This is a genomic window from Pseudomonas sp. Z3-6, assembly GCF_051131985.1.
Taxonomy (GTDB): Bacteria; Pseudomonadota; Gammaproteobacteria; order Pseudomonadales; family Pseudomonadaceae; genus Aquipseudomonas; species Aquipseudomonas zanjanensis.
The window spans coordinates 1,448,085-1,470,697 of the sequence record NZ_CP071644.1 but is presented as its reverse complement, the minus strand read 5'-3'; the positions used below and the strand labels follow the sequence as shown (position 1 = coordinate 1,470,697).

Sequence of the window (22,613 nt, the reverse complement as noted above, 5' to 3'; positions counted from 1 at the left end):
AAAACGGGCAGCCTCAAGCCGAGCACAAAGTGAAAAACACTGAAGAACTAATGTGGGAGCGAGCCTGCTCGCGATGACATCATCAGACGCGGCAACGGTTGCGCGTCATAGACAGCTATCGCGAGCAGGCTCGCTCCCACAAAGGTATCGGGCGCTCAGGTTTTGCTTGCTCGGCTGGAAATAACTCACCAACCCTTGCACTATCCCTTCGTTTTCAACCCATTCAGGACCCGGCCCGATGCCCGATGACATCCACTTCTACGAACCCGCCAACGGCCACGGCCTGCCCCACGATCCGTTCAACGCCATCGTCGGCCCACGGCCCATTGGCTGGATTTCATCCCAGGATGGCGAAGGCCGCCTGAACCTGGCGCCCTACAGTTTTTTCAACGCCTTCAACTACGTGCCGCCGATCATTGGTTTCTCCAGCGTCGGGCGCAAAGACAGCCTGAACAACATCGAACAGACCGGTGAATTCGCCTGGAACCTGGCCACTCGCCCGCTGGCCGAGCAGATGAACCAGAGCTGCGCGATGGTCGCGCCCGAGGTCAATGAGTTCGAACTCGCGGGTCTGACGGCGGCCCCGTCACGGGTGATCCAGGTACCGCGCGTCGCCGAAAGCCCGGTGTCCTTCGAATGCAAGGTCACGCAGATCATTCAATTGCAGCGGGCGGACAAGGAGCGGGTGCCGAGCTGGCTGATCCTCGGCGAAGTCGTCGCCGTGCATATCGCCCAGTGGCTGTTGAAGGATGGGGTGTACGACACCGCCGCCGCCGAGCCGATCTTGCGCGGTGGCGGGCCGGCGGATTATTTCCAATTGGGGCCTGAGGCGTTGTTCAAGATGCATCGCCCGAAGTAAACGATAAAATCCTGCAAACAACACCGCTCACTTGAAATGAAGGTGTGTGTGGCGAGGGAGCTTGCTCCCGCTTGGGTGCGCAGCGCCCACCAAAAAAGGGGCCGCTGCGCAGCCCAGCGGGAGCAAGCTCCCTCGCCACAAAAGCATTCCCATCAATGCTGATTTACCAGACCAACCCGCCCTCGTCATCGACACCCTTGAGGTGGGTCAGCTGCAGGGCTGCCGCTTCATCGGCTTTGACGGCGGTCTCGAAGGTCTGCTCTTCAAGCACCTTGTTGAAGCGCGGCGCACCTGAGCCGCCGATGGCCTTGGTGGCTATGGCGGCGTGGTAACCACCGCCCTCCTTGGGAACAACAGCAGAAACAGCTTCAAAGGTTTCAAAGGCTTTACGTGCCATGTCTTGTGCATCCTGGCGGTGGAAAATGACCGCCATTAAACCTTCAACCCGCCAGTTTGTGTACCTGTGCCCGGCACCCTTCGGTCGCCTGGGCGGCGGAGACTTCCCTGAAGGTATGGAAATCCAGGCTGCTCACCACCAGGTCTTGCACCAGCTCGGCGAAAATCGCCATGGCCGGCGAATTGAAGTAAGCGTCCATGGACGGCTGATTGACCCAGAGCCCGGACACCAGCCACAAATCAGCGTCGCATTGCGATTGCTGCAAGGCAAAGTGCAGGCAACCGGGCGCCTGGCGCGAAGGTGCGATCAGCGTGCTCAGGCGCGCACCCAATTGCTTGGAGCAACCGCCGCGGGCCCGGACAAAAGCCATGTGGCTGACGGGGATGTGTGTAGTCATGTTCAACCCTCCCAGGTAATCCGTTGTGCAGCCGGGGACAGGCTGCGACAGGATCAAAGGTTAAGCGCCGCGCCGCCAGCTTCGTTAGTCGATTCCTGCCGACCCATTGCACGATCCTGCGCATCGGCCGCACAAAATCCGCCAACGATCCGCTGGCAACCCGGGAAGTTGAAACAAAAGGTTTCAAGCAAGTTTCGGCAGCGTTGCACCGTCATGGCCCATTGCGCCGTGCAGGATCAGGCAAGCTTTCAACAGGATGTGGCTACCGCTGCGCCTTGCACAAACATAAGCTTTGTCCATTGCTCCCTATTGCCTGAGGATTCCGGCATGTCGCCACTCGATCACGCCCACGTCCCGCTGGACACGTACCTGGAACAACAGCGCGCCGAACTGGCGTCGATCATTGACCGCAACACCAGCGAAGACGGCAGCTACGCCACGGCCATCGGCTCGCTGAACCTGTCGCGGCACAGCCAGCCTCATCGATTCGCCCCGGTGCTGGCGCAACCGGCGCTGTGCATCATGGCCCAGGGCAGCAAACAGGTGTGCCTGGCGGATGAGTCGTTCCAGTACGACCCGCTGCATTACCTGGTGGTCTCGGTCTCGATGCCACTCAGCGGATGCATCACCGACGTTTCCGCCGGACTGCCGGTCCTGGCCTTGCGCCTGGACATCGACCCGACGGAAATCACCGCGTTGATCGCCGACGCCGGCCCCTTGGGCGTGCCGACCCGCCCCGCCGGGCGTGGGCTGTATGTCGAACGGCTGGACACGCCGATGCTCGACGCCGTCCTGCGCCTGGCACGGCTGCTCGACACGCCGAAAGACATCGCCATGCTCGCGCCCCTGGTGCGCCGGGAAATCCTCTATCGCCTGTTGCGCAGCCCGCAGGGCTATCGGTTGTATGAAATCGCTATCGCCAACAGTCAGAGCCACCGCATCAGCCAGGCGATCAAATGGCTCAACGGTCATTTCGAACAGCCGTTGCGCATCGATGACCTAGCCCGGGAAGTGAACCTCAGCGTCTCGACCCTGCATCACCGCTTCAAGGCCATGACCGCCATGAGCCCGCTGCAATACCAGAAGCAACTGCGCTTGCAGGAAGCCCGCCGACTGATGCTGGCCGAAGGGCTGGAAGCTTCGGCGGCGGGGTATCGGGTGGGTTACGAAAGTCCTTCGCAGTTCAGCCGCGAGTACAGCCGGTTGTTCGGCGCGCCGCCGCTAAGGGATCTGGCGCGGTTGCGGATGACTGTTTGATCTGAGGTTTGTGCAGCCCTTGCCGGCCCCTTCGCGAGCAAGCCCGCTCCCACATTTGATTTGCGGTGAACACAACATCTGTCATCACCACAGATCCCCTGTGGGAGCGGGCTTGCTCGCGAAGAGGCCAGTCGTTGCGACTCAACTCGTCGGTTTCCAGCGCGCCTGATCGATCTCAATCAACGTCGGCCCCTGCCGCTCACGCGCCGCCAGCAACGCGGCCCTCAGCGACGGCACATCATCGTTGGCCTCGGCAAAACAGCCCAACGCCTTGGCAACACCGATGAAATTCGGGGTGTAGATGTCCACCCCCACCGGCTCAATGGCGCGGTTGACCATGTATTTCTTGATCTCCTCGTAACCCTGGTTATTCCACAGCAACACGATCACGGGCGTGCGCGCTTCCACGGCACTGGCCAGTTCCGGCAGGGTGAACTGCAACCCACCGTCGCCGATCAGGCACACCACCGCCGGGCGGCCGTGGCCCAGGTCCTTGCCGCCGAGCCAGGCACCGATGGCCGCCGGCAATGCGTAGCCGAGGGTGCCGTAGCCGGTGGAGGAGTTGAACCAGCGGCGCGGCTGTTCCAGGTTGAAGGTCAGGTTGCCGGTGTACACCGGTTGCGTGGAATCGCCGACGAACACCGCCTCCGGTAGCGTCTGCAAGACTGTGTCGAGAAATACCGTCTGGGCCCGGGTCGCGGCGTCCCAACTGCCTTGAAGCTCGGCGCGCAACCGGGCGGCACGCGCCGGTCCCCAATCGGCGTGGCGTTCAGCCAAGGGTTGCCGGCCCAATTCGTCGAGCACGGCCCGGGCCGCGATGCGGGCGTCGGCCACCAAGGCCAGGTGCGGCGGGTAGTTGCGCACGGTCTGGTCCGGGTCGATGTCGATACGCAACAGCGCACCGGGAATTTCGAAGCCGCCGGCGAAGGTAATGTCGTAGTCGGTCTCGGCCAATTCGGTGCCGATGGCCAGCACCACGTCCGCTTCGGCCACCAAGGCACGGGTCGCCACCAGGCTCTGGGTGGAGCCGATCAACAACGGATGGCGCGCCGGCAGCAGGCCCTTGGCATTGATGGTCAACGCCACGGGTGCGCCGAGGCGTTCGGCCAACTCGGTCAATTCGGCCGCGGCGTCGATGGCCCCGCCACCGGCCAGGATCAAAGGCCGTCGAGCCGTCGCCAGCAGGCCAGCCACTTGTTTGACCGCATGGGGTGCGGCACCGGCGCGGCTGATATTCACTGGCACGCTGGCCAGCCAGGCATCGGCGTCTTCGACCAGCACATCCAGCGGGATTTCAATGTGCACCGGCCGTGGGCGCCCGGCCTGGAACACCGCGAACGCCCGGGCCAGCACGCCGGGCAACTCGGCGGCGGACATCAGCGTGTGGGAAAACGCCGCGACACCGCCTACCAACGCAGACTGGTTCGGCAGTTCATGCAGCTTGCCGCGGCCGCCGCCCAACTGGCTGCGCGACTGCACGCTGGAGATCACCAGCATCGGGATCGAATCGGCATAGGCCTGGCCCATGGCGGTGGTGATATTGGTCATGCCCGGGCCGGTGATGATGAAACACACGCCGGGCTTACCACTGACGCGGGCGTAACCGTCGGCCATGAAGCCTGCGCCCTGCTCATGCCGCGGCGTCACATGGCGGATGCTCGAACGGGCCAGCCCGCGGTACAACTCGACGGTATGCACGCCGGGAATGCCGAACACCTGCTCCACGCCATAACCTTCAAGTAACTTGACCAATACTTCGCCGCACGTCGCCATTGCCATTGCCTTTCTTCTGGTCGGATAAAGGGCCGCGCAGCGCAGGCGGCGGCCCCTTTCCTGTCTTGGGAATGGGGTTATTGGAACGGTCCGGGCATGGCGCCAACAATGGATAAAAAGTCATACTAGCCATGTCCTCACGTCATGGCTGGATCGAAATGAAACGACTCCCCCCGTTGCCAGCGCTGCACACGTTTCTGATCACGGCCCAATGTTGCAACTTCACCCGGGCCGCCGAACAGCTGCACATCACCCAGGGCGCGGTGAGCCGGCAGATCGCCGGGCTGGAAGATCATTTGGGTTATGCGCTGTTCCGGCGCCAGGCGCGCGGCCTGAGCCTGACCGCCGAGGGCCAGGCCTGGCTGCCACGGGTGCAGCAGGTGTTCAGCCTGATCGACGAAGCGGTCGAGCAGATCGGCGAGAAGCGCCAGGTCCTGCGGCTCAAGGCCCCGACCTGCGTGATGCGCTGGTTGTTGCCGCGTCTGTTGCAGTGGCAAAAGGAACGGCCGGACGTGCCGGTGGAGCTGACCACTACCGTCAGGCACGGCGTGGATTTCCAGCGTGAAGCCTTCGACGCCGCGGTGGTCTATGGCCCGCCGCCGGACACCTCGCTGGCGTGCCTGCACCTGTTCGATGAGCAACTGACGCCCGTGTGCTCGCGCCCGGTCCTGGAAGGCCTGGTGCCGTTGCATGATCCCGCCGACCTGCAACACCACCTGCTGTTGCACCCGGCCCTTGACCAGCGCGACTGGAACGCCTGGCTGGCGGCGGCCGATGTGCATTTAAGCAATGTCAGCAAGGGCCAGCACTTCGAAACCCTGGACCTGGCAATGTCCATGGCCTCCCAGGGCACTGGCGTGGCGATTGGCGACTGGTCGCTGATCGGCGACGACCTGAGCGCCGGCCGACTGGTGATACCGTTCGAGCTGAAGGTCAAGACCGGCCTGGGCTATCACCTGGTGCACCCGCGCAAGCCCCAGGCCTCGGGGCCATTGCAGGCATTGATGGGGTGGTTGGTGGAGCAGGCTCAAACACGTTGAATGCTCGCAAGGTGCTTTTGTGGCGAGGGAGCTTGCTCCTGCTGGAGCGCGAAGCGGTCCCAAAATGTTTCAACCTCAAAATAGATCAAGGCATGAAATGTTGGGGCTGCTGCGCCCGAAGCGTCGGACCGGCCCAGCGGGAGCAAGCTCCCTCGCCACAAAAGCCGGGCAGGACCTTAGAAAAAGTGTTCCATCAAAGCAGATTCGGCGCCTGCGCCGGCTCGATCTGCGCCCAGTGCGAAGTGTCTTCACGGTGTTGCTGCAGGTACGGCAGCACTGCCCCCAGCAAGGGCGCCTTGAACGCGTCCTGGAAGCGATGGGCCAGGCCCGGGATCAGTTTCAGTTGGCTGCCTTGGATGTGCGCCGCCAAGTGCACGCCGTGCATCACCGGCAGCAAAGGGTCGGCGGTGCCGTGGACGACCAGGGTCGGCACCCGCAGTTGATTGAGCAGGGCCACCCGGCTCGGCTCGGCCATGATCGCCATGATCTGGCGCTTCACGCCTTCAGGATTGAAGGCCCGGTCATAAGCCACGGCGGCCTGATGCAGCAAGGCCTGGCGATCGTCCATCACCACCGGGCTGCCCAACGCGGCCAGCAGATCGGCTTGCTGTTCAAGGGCCATTTCGCGATTCGGCGCACCACGCCGGGACAACAGCTGCACCAGTCTTTCGCTGGGCGCGGGCAAGCCGGCGGCACTGGAACTGGTCATGATCAGGGTCAGGCTTTCAACCCGCTCAGGCGCCATGGCGGCCATGTGCTGGGCGATCATCCCGCCCATGCTCGCGCCCAGCACATGGAAGCGCTGCACCTGCAAGGCATCCATCAGCCCCAGCCCGTCGTCGGCCATGTCCGTCAGGGTATACGGCGCGGCCACGGGCAAGCCGAGTTTGTAGCGCAGGGCTTCAAAAGTCAGGTTGGCGCTGCCGGGCGCCTGACGCCAGGTGGACAGGCCAACATCGCGGTTGTCGTAGCGAATCACCCGGAAACCCTGCTCACACAGGGCGACCACCACTTCGTCCGGCCAATGGATCAGTTGCCCGCCCAGGCCCATCACCAACAGCAAGGCAGGATCCGAGGCACGGCCAATGCTTTGGTAAGCCAGGCTGACCTGATCCAGGTCGACATGTTGAGTTGCAACATTGACATCACAACGAGACGCCGCCATCGACGGCAGGCCGAACAACAGCACGGCCAGGAAAATGAATACACGCATGAAGAAACACCAAAACGCAGAACCCCAGTAGAGCGCGAGTCTGATGAAGTTTGTTCAAGCGCGCTGCCACAGTTGCGTGACAGTTTGATGAAGATTGCCGAGTGGTTATCTGAAGCCATGTGGTGATTCTGTGGCGAGGGAGCTTGCTCCCGCTGGGCTGCGTAGCAGCCCCAACATTTCATGCCTTGATCTTATGTTGAGGTTGAGGCCTTTTGGGACCGCTTCGCGGTCCAGCGGGAGCAAGCTCCCTCGCCACAAAAAAAAGCGCCCTTGCCAGAAATTGGCGCTCGCCTACTACATCCGGATCTCAGGCCAACTGGCTACGCAACTGCCGCGCCGCCGCCACCATGTTCACCAGCGCCGCTTCCGTTTCTGGCCAGCCCCGAGTCTTCAGCCCGCAGTCGGGGTTGATCCACAGCCGCTCGGCAGCGATCCGTTTCACCGCCTTGCTCATCAGCGCAACCATCTCGGCGGTGTCCGGCACCCGTGGCGAGTGGATGTCGTAGACGCCCGGGCCGATGTCGTTCGGGTAGTCGAACGCCTCGAAAGCTTCCAGCAATTCCATGTCCGAACGGGAGGTTTCGATGGTGATCACATCGGCGTCCATGTCGGCGATGGCCTTGATCACATCATTGAACTCGCTGTAGCACATGTGGGTATGGATCTGGGTGTCATCCGCCACGCCCGAGGCGCACAAGCGGAAAGCCTCCACGGCCCAATCCAGGTAGGCCTGCCATTCCCCGCGACGCAACGGCAACCCCTCGCGGAACGCCGCTTCGTCGATCTGCACAATCTTGATCCCGGCTTTTTCCAAGTCCAACACTTCGTCCCGCAGGGCCAGGGCCAGTTGCCGGGCCTGGACCTGGCGCGACACGTCTTCGCGGGGGAACGACCACATCAGCATGGTCACGGGCCCGGTGAGCATGCCTTTCATGACCTTGTCGGTCAGGCTTTGCGCGTAACGGATCCAGTCGACGGTCATGGCTTTCGGGCGGCTGATATCGCCGTAGATGATCGCCGGCTTCACACACCGCGAGCCATAACTCTGCACCCAGCCGAAACGGGTGAAGGCATAGCCGTCCAGTTGCTCGGCGAAGTACTCCACCATGTCGTTGCGTTCGGCTTCACCGTGCACCAGCACGTCCAGGCCCAGGCGCTCCTGGATCTGCACGGCATGGCGGATCTCGGTGTGCATGGCGTCCTGATAGTCGTTGGCCGACAATTTGCCTTGTTTGTAGGCCTGGCGCGCCAGGCGGATGGCCGGGGTCTGCGGGAAGGAGCCGATAGTGGTGGTGGGAAAGGTCGGCAGCGCCAGGCGTGCGCGCTGGCGTTCGATGCGCTGGGCAAACGGCGAGCGCCGCTGGCTGTCCTGTGGACTGATCGCTGCGAGGCGCGCCTGGACCTCGGCTTTGTGAATACGCGCCGAGCCGGCGCGGCGGGCCTGCACCGCGCGGCTGTCGCTCAAGGCCTGTCGCACGGCGGGGGCCAGGGGATCGTTCAGCGCATCGCGCAGCACCGCGACTTCACCGCACTTCTGCACGGCAAAGGCGAGCCAGCTTTTGAGTTCCGGATCGAGCCGATCTTCACGCTCCAGATCCACCGGGCTGTGCAGCAGCGAGCACGAGGTGCTGACCCAGAGGTTGTCGCCAAAGCGCTCCTGGGCCGGCTGCAAGTGCGCCAGCGCCTGTTCCAGTTCGCAGCGCCAGACGTTGCGACCGTTGACCAGGCCCACCGAGAGAATCTTGTACGTCGGCAGGCGGTCCAGCACCTGGCCCAGTTGTTCCGGGTCACGTACCGCGTCGATGTGCAAGCCGTCCACCGGCAGGCTCACCGCCAGGCCGAGGTTGTCTTGCAGGCCACTGAAATAGGTGGCCACGAGTTTTTTCAACGGCGAGTATTGGAGGATGTGATAAGCGCGCTCGAAGGCGCTCTTCCAGGCCTGAGGCAGGTCGAGGGTGAGGATCGGTTCGTCGATCTGCACCCATTCCACGCCCTGGGCCTTGAGGCGGTTGAGGATTTCACCATAGACCGGCAGCAGGCGCTCCAGCAGGTCGAGTTTGTCAAACGCCTCGCCCTTGGCCTTGCCCAGCCACAAGTAGGTCAACGGGCCGATGATCACCGGTTTGACCCGGTGGCCCAAGGCATGGGCCTCGTCCACTTCGTCAAACAACTGTTCCCAGCTCAGGGCGAAGGCCTGGTCGGCGGAAAACTCCGGGACCAGGTAGTGGTAGTTGGTGTCGAACCACTTGGTCAGCTCCTGGGCGTATTGCGCCTGGCCGTGGTCGGCACCGCAGCAACTGGCCGTGGCGCCACGGGCCATGGCGAACAAGGTGTCGAGGGTCGGTCGTCCCTGGGCATTCAAGGTGCTGTGGAAACGCTGCGGGACGGCGCCCAGGGTCAACGTGTGGCTAAGCACTTGGTCGTACCAGGCGAAGTCGCCGACGGGCAGCAGGTCGATGCCGGCGTCCTTTTGCAGTTGCCAGTGCCGGGCCCGCAGTTCACGGCCTACGGCCTGCAACGCTACCGGGGCCAGGTCGCCCTTCCAGTAGGCCTCGAGGGCTTTTTTCAATTCGCGGTCGGCGCCGATGCGGGGGAAACCGAGGGTGTGGGCCAGGGCCATGGTGTGCGTCCTCCTGTAAAAGATGGCGCCATTGTCGACAACCCGACCTGCATGAGACAAACTCAACCTTTTCGTGTTGATCACAAGTTTTACTCATGGAGCTACTCCGGTGCTTGAACTCCGTCACCTCAAGACCCTGCACGCCCTGCGCGAAGCCGACAGCCTGGTCGAAGCCGCCGAACGCCTGCACCTGACCCAGTCCGCCCTCTCCCATCAGTTCAAGGAATTGGAAGAGCGCCTGGGCATGCAGTTGTTCGTGCGCAAGACCAAGCCAGTACGCTTCACCAGCGCCGGCCTGCGCCTGTTGCAACTGGCCGATGCCGCCCTGCCACTGCTGCGCAGTGCTGAACGGGACATCGCGCGGCTGGCGGGCGGCACCGCCGGGCGCCTGCACATGGCTATCGAGTGCCACAGCTGCTTCCAGTGGCTGATGCCGACCATCGACCAGTTCCGCGATGCCTGGCCGGAAGTCGAGCTGGACCTGGCCTCGGGCTTCGCTTTCGCGCCGTTGCCGGCCCTGGCCCGAGGCGACCTTGACCTGGTGGTGACCTCCGACCCGCTGGAACTGGCCGGCATTACCTACGTGCCGCTGTTCACCTATGAAGCGATGCTTGCCGTCGCCAACCAACATCGGTTGGCGGGCAAGCCCTACATCGTGCCCGAGGACTTGGTCAGCGAGACCCTGATCACCTATCCCGTGGAGCGAGATCGGTTGGACATCTTCACCCGCTTCCTGGAACCGGCCGACATCGAACCGGCCCAGGTGCGCACGTCCGAGCTGACGGTGATGATGATGCAACTGGTGGCCAGCGGCCGTGGCGTGTGCGGCATGCCGCACTGGGCGCTGCATGAATACAGCTCACGGGGCTATGTGAAAGCCAAGCGGCTGGGGGAGAAAGGCTTGTTCGCCACGCTGTACGCAGCGGTGCGCACCGACATGCTCGACGCGCCATACATGCGCGATTTCTTACTGACGGCCAAGGACACGTCGTTTTCCACCCTCGACGGTGTCAGTGCCGTGCGCTGACTGCTTTTGTGGCGAGGGAGCTTGCTCCCGCTTGGGCGCGAAGCGGCCACAAAACGGGTCTGCTGCGCAGTCCAGCGGGAGCAAGCTCCCTCGCCACAAAAGCTCCATCACTCAAATCAGTGGTTCGATCAAAGTTCTAGCCACATATGGATTTTATCGAGGTATTCGTCGTCCACCCGGATCGCCATCGGCTCGAGGCCGTACAAGACGAAACCGCAGCGCTGGTAGAGCTTGAGCGCCGGCTCGTTGCCAGCGGTGACGGTCAGTTGCACCAGGCGCAGGAAGGTGTGGCGCCGGGCTTCGTCGAGGGTGGCCTGCACCAGTTGGTGGCCGAGCCCGCGATGGCGATGTTCGTCGGCGACGTACATGCCGAACAGCAGCGCCTTGTGTCGGGCTTTTTCCCGGGGCTCCAGGGCCAGGCCGACGATGCCGACCAGTTCTTGTTCGACAAACGCCCCCAACAGTACATCGAGCCGACTGCCCAGGCGTGACTCCCACCAGTTGATGGGCAACATCGCCCGCTCGCTGACGCTGGAGGTGAAGGCCTGGGGGTGCAAGGCATACGCCTGGAGCATCAGCTCGCGATAGGCATCGGCATCGCCAGCCCGCAGGCGTCGGATGCTCACGCCGAACGCCGCTGCTCGAGCATCAGGCGCAGGGCCAGGGCACCGAGGACAAATCCCATGACATAGCGCTGCACCGCCAGCCAGCTCGGGTTATGGACGAACCACGAGGCGATGCCGGCGGCGAACAGGGCGATCAGCAGGTTGACGCTGAAACTGACGCTGATTTGGGTCAGCCCGAGGATGAGGCTCTGGGTGAACAGCGAACCGTGTTCCGGGCTGATGAACTGCGGGAACACCGACAGATAGAACACCGCGATCTTGGGATTCAGCGCGCTGGTGAGAAAGCCCATGGTGATCAGCTTGCGCGTCGAGTCTGCCGGCAGTTGCTGGGCCTCGAAGGGCGAGCGCGCACCCGGCTTCACGGCCTGCCAGGCCAGCCACAACAGGTACAGCGCACCGGCCCATTTCAATACTTCATAGGCCATGGGCACCGCCAGGAACACCGCCGTCAGCCCCGCCGCGGCAGCGAACATGTGCACGAAGAAACCCGCCACCACGCCCAACAAGGACGTAACGCCAGCCTTGCGGCCCTGGCAGATCGAACGGGAGATCAGGTAGATCATGTTCGGGCCGGGCGTCAGCACCATCAGCAACGCGGCGGCGGCGAAAATCAGCAGATCTGGCAATGGAATCATGGGCATCGGTCCTTGAAATGTGAATCAGCAGGGGGCGAGCAGTGTAGCTCGATAAAACGGCAGGATCACCTCGCCTGTCAACGGTGCCAGCACCAGATCGCTGTCGCCGGCCGGATCGATCCAGCACACCTCTTCGATTTCGGCCGCTGGCGAAACCGCAGCGTCGATGCTCAGCAAAAACACCTCGGCCTGCACGGTGAACCCCGGCTCGTTGGCCGCCGGTGCGCTGAACACGCCCAAGTGGCGGGCCTGGGCCGGGTCGATCCGCAGTCCAAGCTCTTCTTCCAGCTCACGGGCCAGCGCCTGCACCGGTTGTTCATGGGCCTCGATCTTGCCGCCCGGCTGCATGAAGGCCCGGGTGCCGCGCTTGCGCACCAGCAGGGTTCGCCCGTCCGGCCCGAGCAGCAGGGCGGCGGCGATGCGGATGAGGGGGGTGGTCATGGGTGATAGAAACCTAGACTGGGGAAATGGCGGGCAGATTACAGCGCGTGGCGGTGGGAGCAAAGCCCGGCCCGATTTCAAAACCAACCCACATCCCCTGTGGGAGCGGGCTTGCTCGCGAAGGCGGAGCGTCAGTCAATAAATTTGTGACTGATACTCCGCCTTCGCGAGCAAGCCCGCTCCCACAGGGGTTTTGCGTTGTGACTCAGAGCCCGCTCACCCCAAAATCGGCTTCGGCGCCGAAGGGTCGGCCTCCTCTTCCGGCTTCTTGACGAACACGCTGTACCGCGCGCCTTCCATCGCTTCGAAGGCAATGAGTTTTTCGATCAACGGGCCGCTCAGGACCTTGCCGGCGTTGAGCAGCAACATGCCGTTGTCAGCATTGAGGTTGCGCGCCAGGATCATCCCTGCAGTCAACTCGCGAGTGGCGGAGACTTGCACCGTCGGATCCGACAAGGTCACGTCTTCCAGGTATTCGGCACAGGCCTTGATGAAATCCTCGATCATGTCCGGGTCGTACAGCTTGCCGGCGTATTTGCGGATGTAGACCAGCGCTTCGTCGCTGTTCATCTGCCGCTCCAGGATCAACCCACGCTGCAGCTCGATGAAATCCACCGCCAGCTTCAACAGCCGCGAACCGAACGGAATGGCCTCGCCCCGAAGGTGCTCGGGAAAACCGCTGCCGTCCCAGCGCTCCTGGTGATGGCGGATGATCCGCGCCGCGTCCTTCATCGGGTCCAGGGTCATCAGCAGCGATTCGCTCTGCTTCGGATAGGCGCGGTACAGCTCCAGTTCGGTGTGGTGCAGCATGTCGGCGGGCGTGACCATCATGTTGTCGGTCCAGCTCAGCTTGCCGATGTTGTAGAGCGCCGCCGCCATGGTCAGGTCGCGGTCGGTGGACTCATCGAGAAAATTGAGCCGGCTATAGACGCGGATCAGCTCGATGATCTGCCGGTTGGTCTGCTTGGCCTTGGGCAGGCGCAGGTTGGCGATCAGCGAAAACACCTCGGTGCTGGTCACATAGCTGCGCTTGAGCTCGTCATAAGCCAGGTCAAGCATGTCGGCGGTCTGCTGCAGCTCGGAGGTGCGCGACGCCACGCGTTTTTCCAGGGTGGCGTTCAGGGTCTTGAGTTGCTGGTTCTGCTCGCGGTTCAGCGCTTCGAGGCGCTGGCGCTCGCTTTCGGAGTGCTGGTGGGCCAGGGCCTGGCGCAAGGCCTGCACCAACTCCTCATCGTTCCACGGCTTGCTGAGGTAGCGATAAAGCTGCCCCTCGTTGATGGCCTTGGTCATCATGTCCACATCGGCATAACCGGTGAGCAGGATGCGCAAGGTCGATGGATACAACTTGCGGATTTCGGCCAGCAGCGTGGCGCCATCCATGTTCGGCATGCGCGCGTCGGTCATCACCAGGTCGACCGGGCGCTCCTTGAGAATTTCCAGCGCCTTGGCGCCACTGTCTGCCAGCAGGATCTCGTACGGCTGGCTGCGCAATAGCCGACGCAGGCTGTTGAGAATCGACTCTTCGTCATCGACCAGCAGCACCGTCGGCTTCTTTACCGGAACATCCGGCGATTGACCTTCCATTTGCAACCCCCTCCTGATTCACGACAACCGTTCTACCTTAGCCCCAAAAAACAGGCTAGTAGATTGCGAAGATTTAGACACATTTGCCATCAGTGGCCGAGCGCATCCCGATCAGACGACTATGCTGTACCCCATGAAGGGCCATGTATAGGCCGAATACTCATGCCAGCGAAAGGGATAGCAGATGTTCCCAAGGTTCTATAGTCCGCATCAAAACGGTGCACGGCCATGAGCCTGCCTTTGGATAAAACCAATCGGCGGATCCTGATCGTCGACGACACCCCGACCATCCATGAGGATTTTCGCAAGATCCTCAGCCCGCAGATGAGCGCCGAAGATAACTTGAGCAGCGCCGAAGAAGCCCTGTTCGGCGCGCCGGTGGCGGTCGCCGGCACGAGTTTCGTGCTCGACTCGGCGTTCCAGGGCATGGAGGCCTTGAACAAGGTCGAAGCGGCGCTGGCCCAAGGGCAACCCTACGCCATGGCGTTCATCGACATGCGCATGCCACCGGGCTGGGACGGCCTGGAAACCATCGAACGGCTATGGCGCGCCGACCCCAAGCTGCAAGTGGCGTTGTGCACCGCGTACTCGGATTATTCCTGGGAAGATATTTCCGAGCGCCTGGAACTGGGCGACCGCCTGCTCATCCTGAAAAAACCCTTCGACGCCATCGAGATCCGCCAGATGGCCAGCGCCTTGACCGTCAAATGGCAGATGACCGAAGACGCAGCGCTGAAAATGGACATGCTCGAACGAGCGGTCGAGGAACGCACCCGAGAGTTGGCCGACGCCAATATCATCGTGCAGAACAGCCCGACCATCCTCTATCGCTTGCGGGGCGAACCGCCGTTCGCGTTGATGTACATCTCCCATAACATCACCAAGTTCGGTCATTCCGCGGCGCAACTGATCAACTCGCCGGACTGGGCAGAAACCCTGATCCATGCCGATGACCAGTCCAAAGTCCAGGAGGCCATGGTGCGCGTCCTCGACCGTGACACCGTGGGGGCGTCCATCGAGTTTCGCATGCGCACCGGCGACGACACGTTCCGCTGGGTGGAGAACCGCTACATCCCGGTGCGCAACGACCAGGGTCTGTTGCTGGAGGTGGAAGGCATCATCCTCGACATCACCGAACGCAAGCTGGCCGAAGAAAAGATCGCCCTGCTCGCCCGCACCGACGGCCTGACCGGGCTGGCCAACCGCGCCACCATGATCGAGCGCTTGCACCAGGCCTTTGCCGCCGCGCGTCGCGGGGCGGCGCCGTTTGCCATGTTCTACCTGGACCTGGACCACTTCAAACGTATCAACGATACCCTGGGCCATCCCATCGGCGACCTGCTGTTGCAGGAAGTCGCCGTGCGCATCAAGGCCTGTACCCGGGAAAACGACGTGGTGGCGCGCCTGGGCGGCGACGAATTCGCCCTGCTGCAACTGGACGTCCATGAAGCGACCCACTGCGCCGCGCTGGCGGGCAAGATCCGCGACGCCCTCGTGGCGCCGTACTCCCTGGACGGCAACGACGTGCGGATCTCGGTGAGCATCGGCATCGCCCTGTACACCCCACAGAGCCTGAGTGCCGACAGCCTGATGGCGCAATCCGACATGGCCCTGTACCGCTCCAAGGAAAAGGGCCGCAACCAGTACCACTTCCACAACGAGGAAATCAACCAGGAAGTCACCGACCGGGTCGCCCTCGCCAACGACCTGCGCCAAGCCATCGAAAACCACGAACTGCACTTGCACTACCTGCCGGAAGTCGACCTCGGCACCGGCAAGATCCTCGGCATGGGCGTACAAGTGCGCTGGAACCACCCCGAACGGGGCTGGCTGGAACCGGCGGCCTTCATGCCCGCCGCCGAGAAGACCGGGATCATCATTGGCCTGGGGCATTGGGTGCTGGACCAGGCCTGCCAGCAAATGCGCCAATGGCGCGACCAGGGCATGGCGCCGCCGGTGATCGCCATCGACCTGTCCCTGACCCAGCTCAAGACCGGCCCGGAACTGATCTACGACGTGCTGCGCACCACCGCGCGCTGGGAACTGGCGCCCTGGGACCTGCGCTTCGACGTCACCGAAGCCACCCTGGCCCAGACCAAGTGGACCCACAACGACGTACTGCCGCGCCTCTGCGAATTGGGTGTGCAGATCGCCATCGATGACTTCGGCACCGAATACTCCTCGTTCGACTACCTCAAGACCTACCGGGTCAATCACCTCAAGCTCGCCCAGCGGTTCCTGGACAGTGCCAGTGATAATCCCGAAAACGCCACGACCTTGCGGGCGATCATCAACTTTGCCCGGGACGTGGGCATCGGGATCATTGCCGAGGGCGTCGAGACCCAGGAGCAACGCACCACGCTGATGTCCAGCGGCGGGGCGATGCAGGCCCAGGGGCATTACTTCAGCACCGTGGTCGACAGCGGCCAGGCCGCCGAACTGCTCAAGGCCGGCACCATCATTCCCGCGACAGACCACTGGACCCGACCAGCGAGCCAGCTATCGGAGAGCAATCCATGAACCCCATGTCGGTACCTGCCAACCGGCGAATCCTGGTGGTGGACGATACGCCGGCGATCCACCAGGACTTTCGCAAGATCCTCAGCCCCAGCGTCGGCCTCGATGACTCGCTGGACGACACCGAGAGCCTGCTGTTCGGCACCCCGCAGGTCAGCCGGCTGCAGTTCCAGATCGACTCGGCCTACCAGGGCGAGGAGGCGCTGGAACTGGTCAAGCGCGCGCAGGCCGAAGGCCAGCCCTATGCGCTGGTGTTCGCCGACATGCGCATGCCGCCGGGCTGGGACGGCCTGCAAACCATCGAGGCGCTGTGGAAGGCCGACCCACGGCTGCAAATCGCCCTGTGCACGGCCTTCTCGGATTACTCCTGGGAAACCATGTCCGAACGGATCGAGTTCGACGATCAGTTGCTGATCCTCAAGAAACCCTTCGACACCCTGGAAATCCGCCAGATGGCCAGCGCCATGACCTGGAAATGGCAACTGGCCCAGGATGCGGCGAGGAAAATGCGCAGCCTGGAACGCACGATCGAAGAGCGCGTCCAGGAATTGCTCAAGGTGTCTCACCTGCTGCAATACGACGTGCTCACCGAGTTGCCCAACAGCATGTTGCTCGGCGACCGCCTGACCCAAGCCATGGCCCAGTGCCGTCGGCACGACCGGCAACTGGCGGTGATGTTCCTCGGCCTGGACCGCTTCAAGCGCATCAATAACGCGCTGGGCCATCCGGTGGGCGATGAGATGCTCAAGCGCGTGGCGCGGACGTTGGCAACCGTGGTGCGCGAGTCCGACTCGGTGTTTCGCTACGGCTCCGATGAATTCGTCGTGGTGCTGGGGGACATTGTCGATCCGCAGCAGATCAAAGGCGTGGCCGACAAACTGCTGGCGGCCATCCACACCCCGCAGCCCATCGATGGCCATGACCTGAGCGTCACCGCGAGCCTGGGCATCAGCGTCTACCCGACCGACGGTTTCGACGCCGTGGCGCTGATCAAGAAAGCCGAGACGGCGATGCGCAACGTCAAGGAGACCGGCCCCAACGACTACCGTTTCTTCACTGAAGACATGAACCGCCGGGCCCGGCAGCAGCAGACCATCGAATCGGGCCTGCGCCTGGGCCTGCAACGCAAGGAATTCGTGCTGCATTACCAGCCCAAGCTCGACCTCAAGAGCGGCAAGGTGGTCGGCGTCGAGGCGCTGGTACGCTGGAACAGACCGGATCATGGCCTGGTCTATCCCTCGCATTTCATTCCGGTGGCCGAGGACAGCGGCCTGATCGTCCCGCTGAGCCAATGGGTGCTCCAGGAAGCCTGCCAGCAGGCCTGTCGCTGGCAAGCCGAGGGCATGCGGCCGTTGTGCCTGTCGGTGAACGTCTCGGCCATCGACTTTCGCCAGCGCGGCTTCGTCGAAGGCATCGCCCGCACCCTCAAGGAAACCGGCCTGGAACCGACACAGTTAGAACTGGAGATCACCGAAAGCGTACTGATGCAGAACGTCGATACCACGGTCGCCATCCTCAAGGCCATCAAGCAGCTGGGGATACGCCTGGCCATCGATGACTTCGGCACCGGCTATTCGAGCCTGAGCTACTTGCAGAAATTTCCGGTGGATGTGCTGAAGATCGACCAGTCGTTCGTTGGTGACCTGAGCATCGACAGCAACGATGCCAAGCTGGTGAGCACCATCATCAGCCTGGGCAAGAGCCTGAATCTGCACATCATCGCCGAAGGGGTGGAAACCCTTGAGCAGCTTGAATTTCTCAAGCAGCACCAATGCGAGGAAGTCCAAGGTTATTACTTCAGCAAGGCCGTCGAACCACAGGCCTTTGCCGACTGGATGACCGAATGGGAAAAACGCCAGAACCCGTTTTCGTGAACACCGGAGTGTCCTCAACCAACGTTTCAAGGAAAGCATCCCATGGCGTTACATGGACTGACTCTGGCGCTCGGCCTGCTCGTGGGAATGAGCGTGACCGCGCACGCCGCCCCACTGGACGAACCCCTCAAGCCCCTGCCACCGATTCCGACCCTGGACCCCAAGCGCGTCCAGCTGGGGCTGCGGCTGTTCAATGACCCGCGGCTGTCGGTCAACAACACGCTGTCCTGCGCCAGTTGCCATCGCTTGGACAAGGGCGGCGCCGACGACAAACAGTTTTCCCTGGGCTTCGACGGCAAGCCAGTGGAGGTCAATACGCCGACCGTGTTCAATGCTGGCCTCAACTTCCACCAATTCTGGGATGGCCGCGTCGATACGCTGGAAGAACAGGTCCACATCGTCGTGACCAGCCCGGCGGAAATGGGTAGCACCTGGGAGTCTGTCGTCAAGCGCATCGCCGATGACCCGGGTTATGCCAAGGATTTCAACGACGCCTACCCCGACGGGGTGACCAAGCCCAATATCCAGGGCGCCCTGGCCGACTACGAACGGACCTTGCAGACACCCAATTCGCGCTTCGACCAGTACCTGCTGGGCAATACCGATGCCCTCACGCCCCGGGAAAAATTCGGTTACCAGCGGTTCAAGGAATACGGCTGCATCGCTTGTCACCAGGGCGTGAACATCGGGGGCAACATGTTCCAGAAATTCGGCATCATGGGTGACTACTTCGTTGACCGCGGCAACCCCACCCGGGCCGACGAAGGACGCTTCAACATCACCGGTGATGAAAATGATCACCAGGTTTTCAAAGTACCGAGCCTGCGTAACGTGGCCGTTACCGCGCCCTATTTCCACGATGGGTCGGCGCCAACCCTGGAACGCGCGGTAGAGGTCATGTTCAAGTACCAACTGGGTCGTGAGCCCCTCAAGAACGATACCGAGCTGATCGTCGAATTCCTCAAGACCCTGACCGGTGAATGGGAGGGCAAGCCCCTATGACAGTCCTCCGTCGCCTCGGCCTGGCCTTCATTGGCGTCTTGCTGGCGGGCATCCTGTTATTCATGTACGTCAACTCGGGCGCCCAACAGGCCGCCTCGTACATTGAATCCCGGGACCTGATCCGCCTGCTCAAGCAACAGGACGCCATCTGGGACAACGAAATCCTCAAGTCGCGGATCGCCTTGACCCACAACTACGACCCGCTGGTCTCCCCGCTGCACGAAATGACACGCCTGTGGCAACGCCTGGACGCCATCGAGGCGGAGCCGGGCCGGCATGGGCCGTCACTCTGGGAGGCCCAGCGCGACGAATACCTCAAGCTGGTCAAGGAAAAGACCCGCTTGGTGGAACAGTTCAAGTCCCATAACGCGGTGTTGCGCAACTCCCTGGCCTTCCTGCCCACTGGCGAGGACGATATCCAGGGCCAGTTCGCCCGGCTGCCCGACACGTATCGGCTGGAGTTGCAGAACGTTGCCATCGACACCTACGACCTGTTGCTCAGCAGCATGGAGTTCGCCCAGCTCAGCTCCCCTGATATCGCGGCCGAGGTCCTGCTGGGGTTGAACCAGCTGGAGGTCAACAAGGAGCGCCTGCCTGAGGGACTGCTCAACTCCGTCGAAGTCCTGCGCAGGCACATCGGGGTGATCCTGCGGGAACAGCCAAAGGTCAATGAATTATTAACAGGCATCGAAATGGTCCCCTTGGCCGGCCGCCTGGACACCATTACCAACCTACTCGAGAAAGACCAGGCAAAAGCCGCGGCCAAATACGAGCGCAACCACGTTTACCTGCTGGTGTTCGCCACGCTGCTGGTGCTGATTCTGATCTGGCTGGGGATCCGGCTGATCCGCAGCTTTGCCGAGATCAAGCGGGTCAACAACGCCCTGCAAACCGCCAACGACGAGCTGGAACAACGGGTCGAAGAGCGTACCCGCCAACTCAAGGACACCCAGAGCGAGCTGATGGACACCGCCCGCCAGGCCGGCATGGCGGAAATCGCCACCAACGTGCTGCACAATGTCGGCAACGTGCTCAACAGCGTGAACATTTCCGCCGACCTGGTCAGCCGCAAACTGCGCAGCAGCAAGGCCCTGGGGCTGGGCAAGGCGATGCAATTGATCAATGAACACACCGACGACCTCGGGCACTTCCTCACCGAAGACGCCAAGGGCAAGCTGCTGCCCGGCTACCTCAACCAACTGGTGGAGGCCATCGCGTCGGAGCAGCAGAGCCTGACCGATGAGCTGGCGCAGTTGAGCAAGAGCGTGGACCACATCAAGGACATCGTCGCCACACAGCAATCCTATGCCGGGGCCAACAGCCTGCTCGAACCGCTGGTGGTCAGCGAGCTGCTCGAAGACGCCCTGCGCATGAACTCCGGCGCCCTGACCCGCCACCATGTTACGGTGATCAAGGAATACGGTGATGTGCCGCGGATCATGGGCGACAAGCACCGCTTGCTGTTGATCCTGATCAACCTGATCAGCAACGCCAAATACGCCATGGCCGGGGTGTCCAACCATGCGCGGAACATGACGCTCAAGGCGGACGTCGTCGATGGCGAGACCCTGCAAATCAGCGTCAAGGACGAAGGCGAAGGCATTCCGGAGGAGAACATGACGCGCATCTTCGCCCATGGCTTTACCACGCGTAAGGAAGGCCACGGCTTCGGCCTGCACAGCTGCGCATTGGCGGCCATTGAAATGAACGGCCACCTCACCGCCCACAGTGAGGGGCCAGGAAAAGGGGCGACGTTCCAATTGCAGGTGCCCCTGAAACTTGCAGAAGGTGAGCCATGAACAGTATGAGTAACCGTCGCATCCTGTTGATCGACGACACACCCGCCATTCATGAAGATTTCCGCAAGATCCTCACCCCGGAAGATGAGGGCAACACGGACTTGCAGGACATGGAAAGCGCCCTGTTCGGCGAAGCGCCGAAACCTGCCGCCACCGTGTTCGAACTCGACTCGGCTTATGGCGGGCAGGAAGGCCTGAACAAATTGCTGGCGGCAGCGGCCAAGGAACGACCCTATGCCCTGGCCTTTGTCGACATGCGCATGCCCGAAGGCTGGGATGGCGCCAAGACCATCGAAGAACTATGGAAGCGCGACCCGCAGCTGCAAGTGGTGGTGTGCACCGCTTATTCGGATTACTCCTGGGATGAACTGCTCGACCGCCTGAACGGCCATGACCGCTTGCTGATCCTGAAGAAGCCGTTCGACAACATCGAAGTCCAGCAGATGGCCAACACCCTGACCACCAAATGGGAAATGACCTCCCGTGCGCAGTTGAAAATGAACAAGCTGGAAGACCTGGTGGAGCAACGTACCCAGGCGTTCAAACAGGCCAGCGAACTGCTGCAAATGGAGATCGACGAACGCAAGATGCTGGAAACCCAGTTGGTGCAATCGGAAAAACTCGCCTCCCTGGGCCAGTTGGCGGCCGGCGTGGCCCACGAAATCAACAACCCGATTGGCTTCATTTCTTCGAACCTGGGGGCGCTGGACGGCTACTTCGGCAAGCTCCAGGAAATGCTCAGCGCCTACAGCAGTGCCGAGGAGGCCATCGCCTCGCCGGAGCTGGTGGTGAACTTGAGAAAGCTGCGCGAACAGGTGGAGCTCGACTTCCTGGTGGAGGACATTCCCCTGCTGATCAAGGAATCCAAGGATGGCATCGGCCGGGTCGGGCAGATCGTCAAGGACTTGAAGGACTTTTCCCGCGTCGACTCCAGCCAGGAATGGCAGATGGCCAATTTGCAGCAAGGCATGGATTCGACCTTGAACATCGTTGCCAATGAGATCAAGTACAAGGCCGACGTGGTCAAGGAGTACACGCCGTTGCCGGAGGTGGAATGCCTGCCGTCGCAGATCAACCAAGTGATCATGAACCTGATCGTCAACGCCGCCCAAGCCATCGGCCCCGAACGCGGCACCATCACCCTGCGCAACGGGGTCGGTGACGAAACCGTGTGGATCGAAGTGGCGGACAACGGCTCGGGCATTCCCCCCGAGACCCTGCAGAAAATCTTCGACCCGTTCTTCACCACCAAACCGATTGGCCAAGGCACCGGGCTGGGGCTGTCGTTGTCCTACGGCATCGTGAAAAAACACCACGGCGAAATCACCGTCCGCAGCGAAGTCGGCGTCGGCACCACCTTCCGCGTGGAATTGCCGGTGCGGCAGATGAAGCAGGCAGGCTGAGCCCCCCGGCAGTTCAAATTGTGGGAGCGAGCTTGCTCGCGATAGCGGTGCGACAGTCAATGCAGGAGTTGAGTGTGCGGCCGCCATCGCGAGCAAGCTCGCTCCCATAAGTTTTTCTGGCGCTCATAAACTGATTACTCCAGCACCAA

General features: G+C 62.2%; 19 protein-coding genes and 1 pseudogene. 10 read left to right on the top strand and 10 right to left on the bottom strand.

Annotated elements, in window-relative coordinates; translation table 11 throughout:
• Positions 1 to 238: 238 nt before the first annotated feature.
• On the top strand, positions 239 to 859 hold the full coding sequence (locus tag J3P88_RS06665) for a flavin reductase family protein (protein ID WP_186706397.1): 621 nt from the start codon (positions 239 to 241) through the stop codon (positions 857 to 859).
• Between the two features lie 163 nt (positions 860 to 1,022).
• Here J3P88_RS06665 and J3P88_RS06660 read toward each other — a convergent pair whose 3' ends face one another.
• From J3P88_RS06660 to J3P88_RS06650, 3 genes are read right to left on the bottom strand one after another with little or no spacing between them, the layout of a single operon-like run.
• Positions 1,023 to 1,256 (bottom strand): hypothetical protein, encoded by a 234-nt coding sequence (locus J3P88_RS06660; RefSeq protein ID WP_186706398.1) that lies wholly within the window; start codon positions 1,254 to 1,256, stop codon positions 1,023 to 1,025.
• Positions 1,257 to 1,299: 43 nt separating this feature from the next.
• Complete coding sequence (locus tag J3P88_RS06655) at positions 1,300 to 1,653, bottom strand: putative quinol monooxygenase (protein ID WP_053124710.1); 354 nt, start codon at positions 1,651 to 1,653, stop codon at positions 1,300 to 1,302.
• A 53-nt stretch (positions 1,654 to 1,706) separates the two neighbouring features.
• The gene (locus J3P88_RS06650) at positions 1,707 to 1,868 is read right to left on the bottom strand and encodes a hypothetical protein (protein WP_186706399.1); all 162 of its coding nucleotides are present in this window, start codon (positions 1,866 to 1,868) and stop codon (positions 1,707 to 1,709) included.
• A 112-nt stretch (positions 1,869 to 1,980) separates the two neighbouring features.
• Between J3P88_RS06650 and J3P88_RS06645 the strand changes: the two genes are divergently transcribed.
• Positions 1,981 to 2,910 (top strand): AraC family transcriptional regulator, encoded by a 930-nt coding sequence (locus tag J3P88_RS06645; RefSeq protein ID WP_186706400.1) that lies wholly within the window; start codon positions 1,981 to 1,983, stop codon positions 2,908 to 2,910.
• Positions 2,911 to 3,051: 141 nt separating this feature from the next.
• Here the strand turns inward: J3P88_RS06645 and J3P88_RS06640 are convergent, their stop codons facing one another.
• Positions 3,052 to 4,683 (bottom strand): 5-guanidino-2-oxopentanoate decarboxylase, encoded by a 1,632-nt coding sequence (locus tag J3P88_RS06640; RefSeq protein WP_434576370.1) that lies wholly within the window; start codon positions 4,681 to 4,683, stop codon positions 3,052 to 3,054.
• 158 nt (positions 4,684 to 4,841) lie between these two features.
• On the opposite strand from J3P88_RS06640, the gene J3P88_RS06635 reads away from it, so the two are divergent.
• Positions 4,842 to 5,723, top strand: coding sequence for a LysR substrate-binding domain-containing protein (locus J3P88_RS06635; RefSeq protein ID WP_434574487.1), 882 nt, complete (start codon positions 4,842 to 4,844; stop codon positions 5,721 to 5,723).
• 193 nt (positions 5,724 to 5,916) lie between these two features.
• Here J3P88_RS06635 and J3P88_RS06630 read toward each other — a convergent pair whose 3' ends face one another.
• Together J3P88_RS06630 and metE are read right to left on the bottom strand one after the other, a co-directional pair.
• The gene (locus J3P88_RS06630) at positions 5,917 to 6,936 is read right to left on the bottom strand and encodes an alpha/beta fold hydrolase (protein ID WP_434574486.1); all 1,020 of its coding nucleotides are present in this window, start codon (positions 6,934 to 6,936) and stop codon (positions 5,917 to 5,919) included.
• 307 nt (positions 6,937 to 7,243) lie between these two features.
• Entirely contained in the window at positions 7,244 to 9,556 is a 2,313-nt protein-coding gene (gene metE, locus J3P88_RS06625) for a 5-methyltetrahydropteroyltriglutamate--homocysteine S-methyltransferase (RefSeq protein WP_434574485.1), read from the bottom strand.
• Between the two features lie 109 nt (positions 9,557 to 9,665).
• On the opposite strand from metE, the gene metR reads away from it, so the two are divergent.
• Positions 9,666 to 10,583: a transcriptional regulator MetR gene (gene metR, locus J3P88_RS06620; protein WP_053124730.1), complete on the top strand. Its 918-nt coding sequence runs from the start codon at positions 9,666 to 9,668 to the stop codon at positions 10,581 to 10,583.
• A 128-nt stretch (positions 10,584 to 10,711) separates the two neighbouring features.
• Here the strand turns inward: metR and J3P88_RS06615 are convergent, their stop codons facing one another.
• From J3P88_RS06615 to J3P88_RS06600, 4 genes are all read right to left on the bottom strand, one after another.
• Positions 10,712 to 11,209: a GNAT family N-acetyltransferase gene (locus tag J3P88_RS06615; protein WP_434574484.1), complete on the bottom strand. Its 498-nt coding sequence runs from the start codon at positions 11,207 to 11,209 to the stop codon at positions 10,712 to 10,714.
• A complete protein-coding gene (locus tag J3P88_RS06610; protein WP_186709917.1) occupies positions 11,206 to 11,844 on the bottom strand; it encodes a LysE family translocator in 639 nt (212 codons plus the stop codon). The genes J3P88_RS06615 and J3P88_RS06610 overlap by 4 nt, the downstream gene beginning before the upstream one ends.
• 24 nt (positions 11,845 to 11,868) lie before the next feature.
• The gene (locus J3P88_RS06605; RefSeq protein ID WP_434574483.1) at positions 11,869 to 12,285 is read right to left on the bottom strand and encodes an NUDIX hydrolase; all 417 of its coding nucleotides are present in this window, start codon (positions 12,283 to 12,285) and stop codon (positions 11,869 to 11,871) included.
• 216 nt (positions 12,286 to 12,501) lie between these two features.
• Positions 12,502 to 13,869 carry an HD domain-containing phosphohydrolase gene (locus tag J3P88_RS06600; protein WP_434574482.1) on the bottom strand — a complete coding sequence of 456 codons (1,368 nt, stop codon included), beginning with the start codon at positions 13,867 to 13,869 and terminating at the stop codon, positions 12,502 to 12,504.
• A gap of 228 nt (positions 13,870 to 14,097) precedes the next feature.
• On the opposite strand from J3P88_RS06600, the gene J3P88_RS06595 reads away from it, so the two are divergent.
• From J3P88_RS06595 to J3P88_RS06570, 6 genes and pseudogenes are all read left to right on the top strand, one after another.
• Positions 14,098 to 16,389, top strand: a complete 2,292-nt coding sequence (locus J3P88_RS06595; RefSeq protein ID WP_434574481.1) for a GGDEF/EAL domain-containing response regulator — start codon at positions 14,098 to 14,100, stop codon at positions 16,387 to 16,389.
• A complete protein-coding gene (locus tag J3P88_RS06590; protein ID WP_434574480.1) occupies positions 16,386 to 18,260 on the top strand; it encodes a putative bifunctional diguanylate cyclase/phosphodiesterase in 1,875 nt (624 codons plus the stop codon). Before J3P88_RS06595 ends, J3P88_RS06590 begins: the two co-directional genes overlap by 4 nt.
• 42 nt (positions 18,261 to 18,302) lie before the next feature.
• Entirely contained in the window at positions 18,303 to 19,262 is a 960-nt protein-coding gene (locus tag J3P88_RS06585) for a cytochrome-c peroxidase (RefSeq protein ID WP_434574479.1), read from the top strand.
• Positions 19,259 to 21,061: a DAHL domain-containing protein gene (locus tag J3P88_RS06580; protein ID WP_434574478.1), complete on the top strand. Its 1,803-nt coding sequence runs from the start codon at positions 19,259 to 19,261 to the stop codon at positions 21,059 to 21,061. The genes J3P88_RS06585 and J3P88_RS06580 overlap by 4 nt, the downstream gene beginning before the upstream one ends.
• 590 nt (positions 21,062 to 21,651) lie before the next feature.
• Positions 21,652 to 21,738: pseudogene (locus J3P88_RS06575) on the top strand (hypothetical protein); the annotation flags it as partial.
• Positions 21,739 to 21,795: 57 nt separating this feature from the next.
• On the top strand, positions 21,796 to 22,464 hold the full coding sequence (locus J3P88_RS06570) for an ATP-binding protein (protein WP_434576367.1): 669 nt from the start codon (positions 21,796 to 21,798) through the stop codon (positions 22,462 to 22,464).
• Positions 22,465 to 22,613 lie beyond the last annotated feature (149 nt).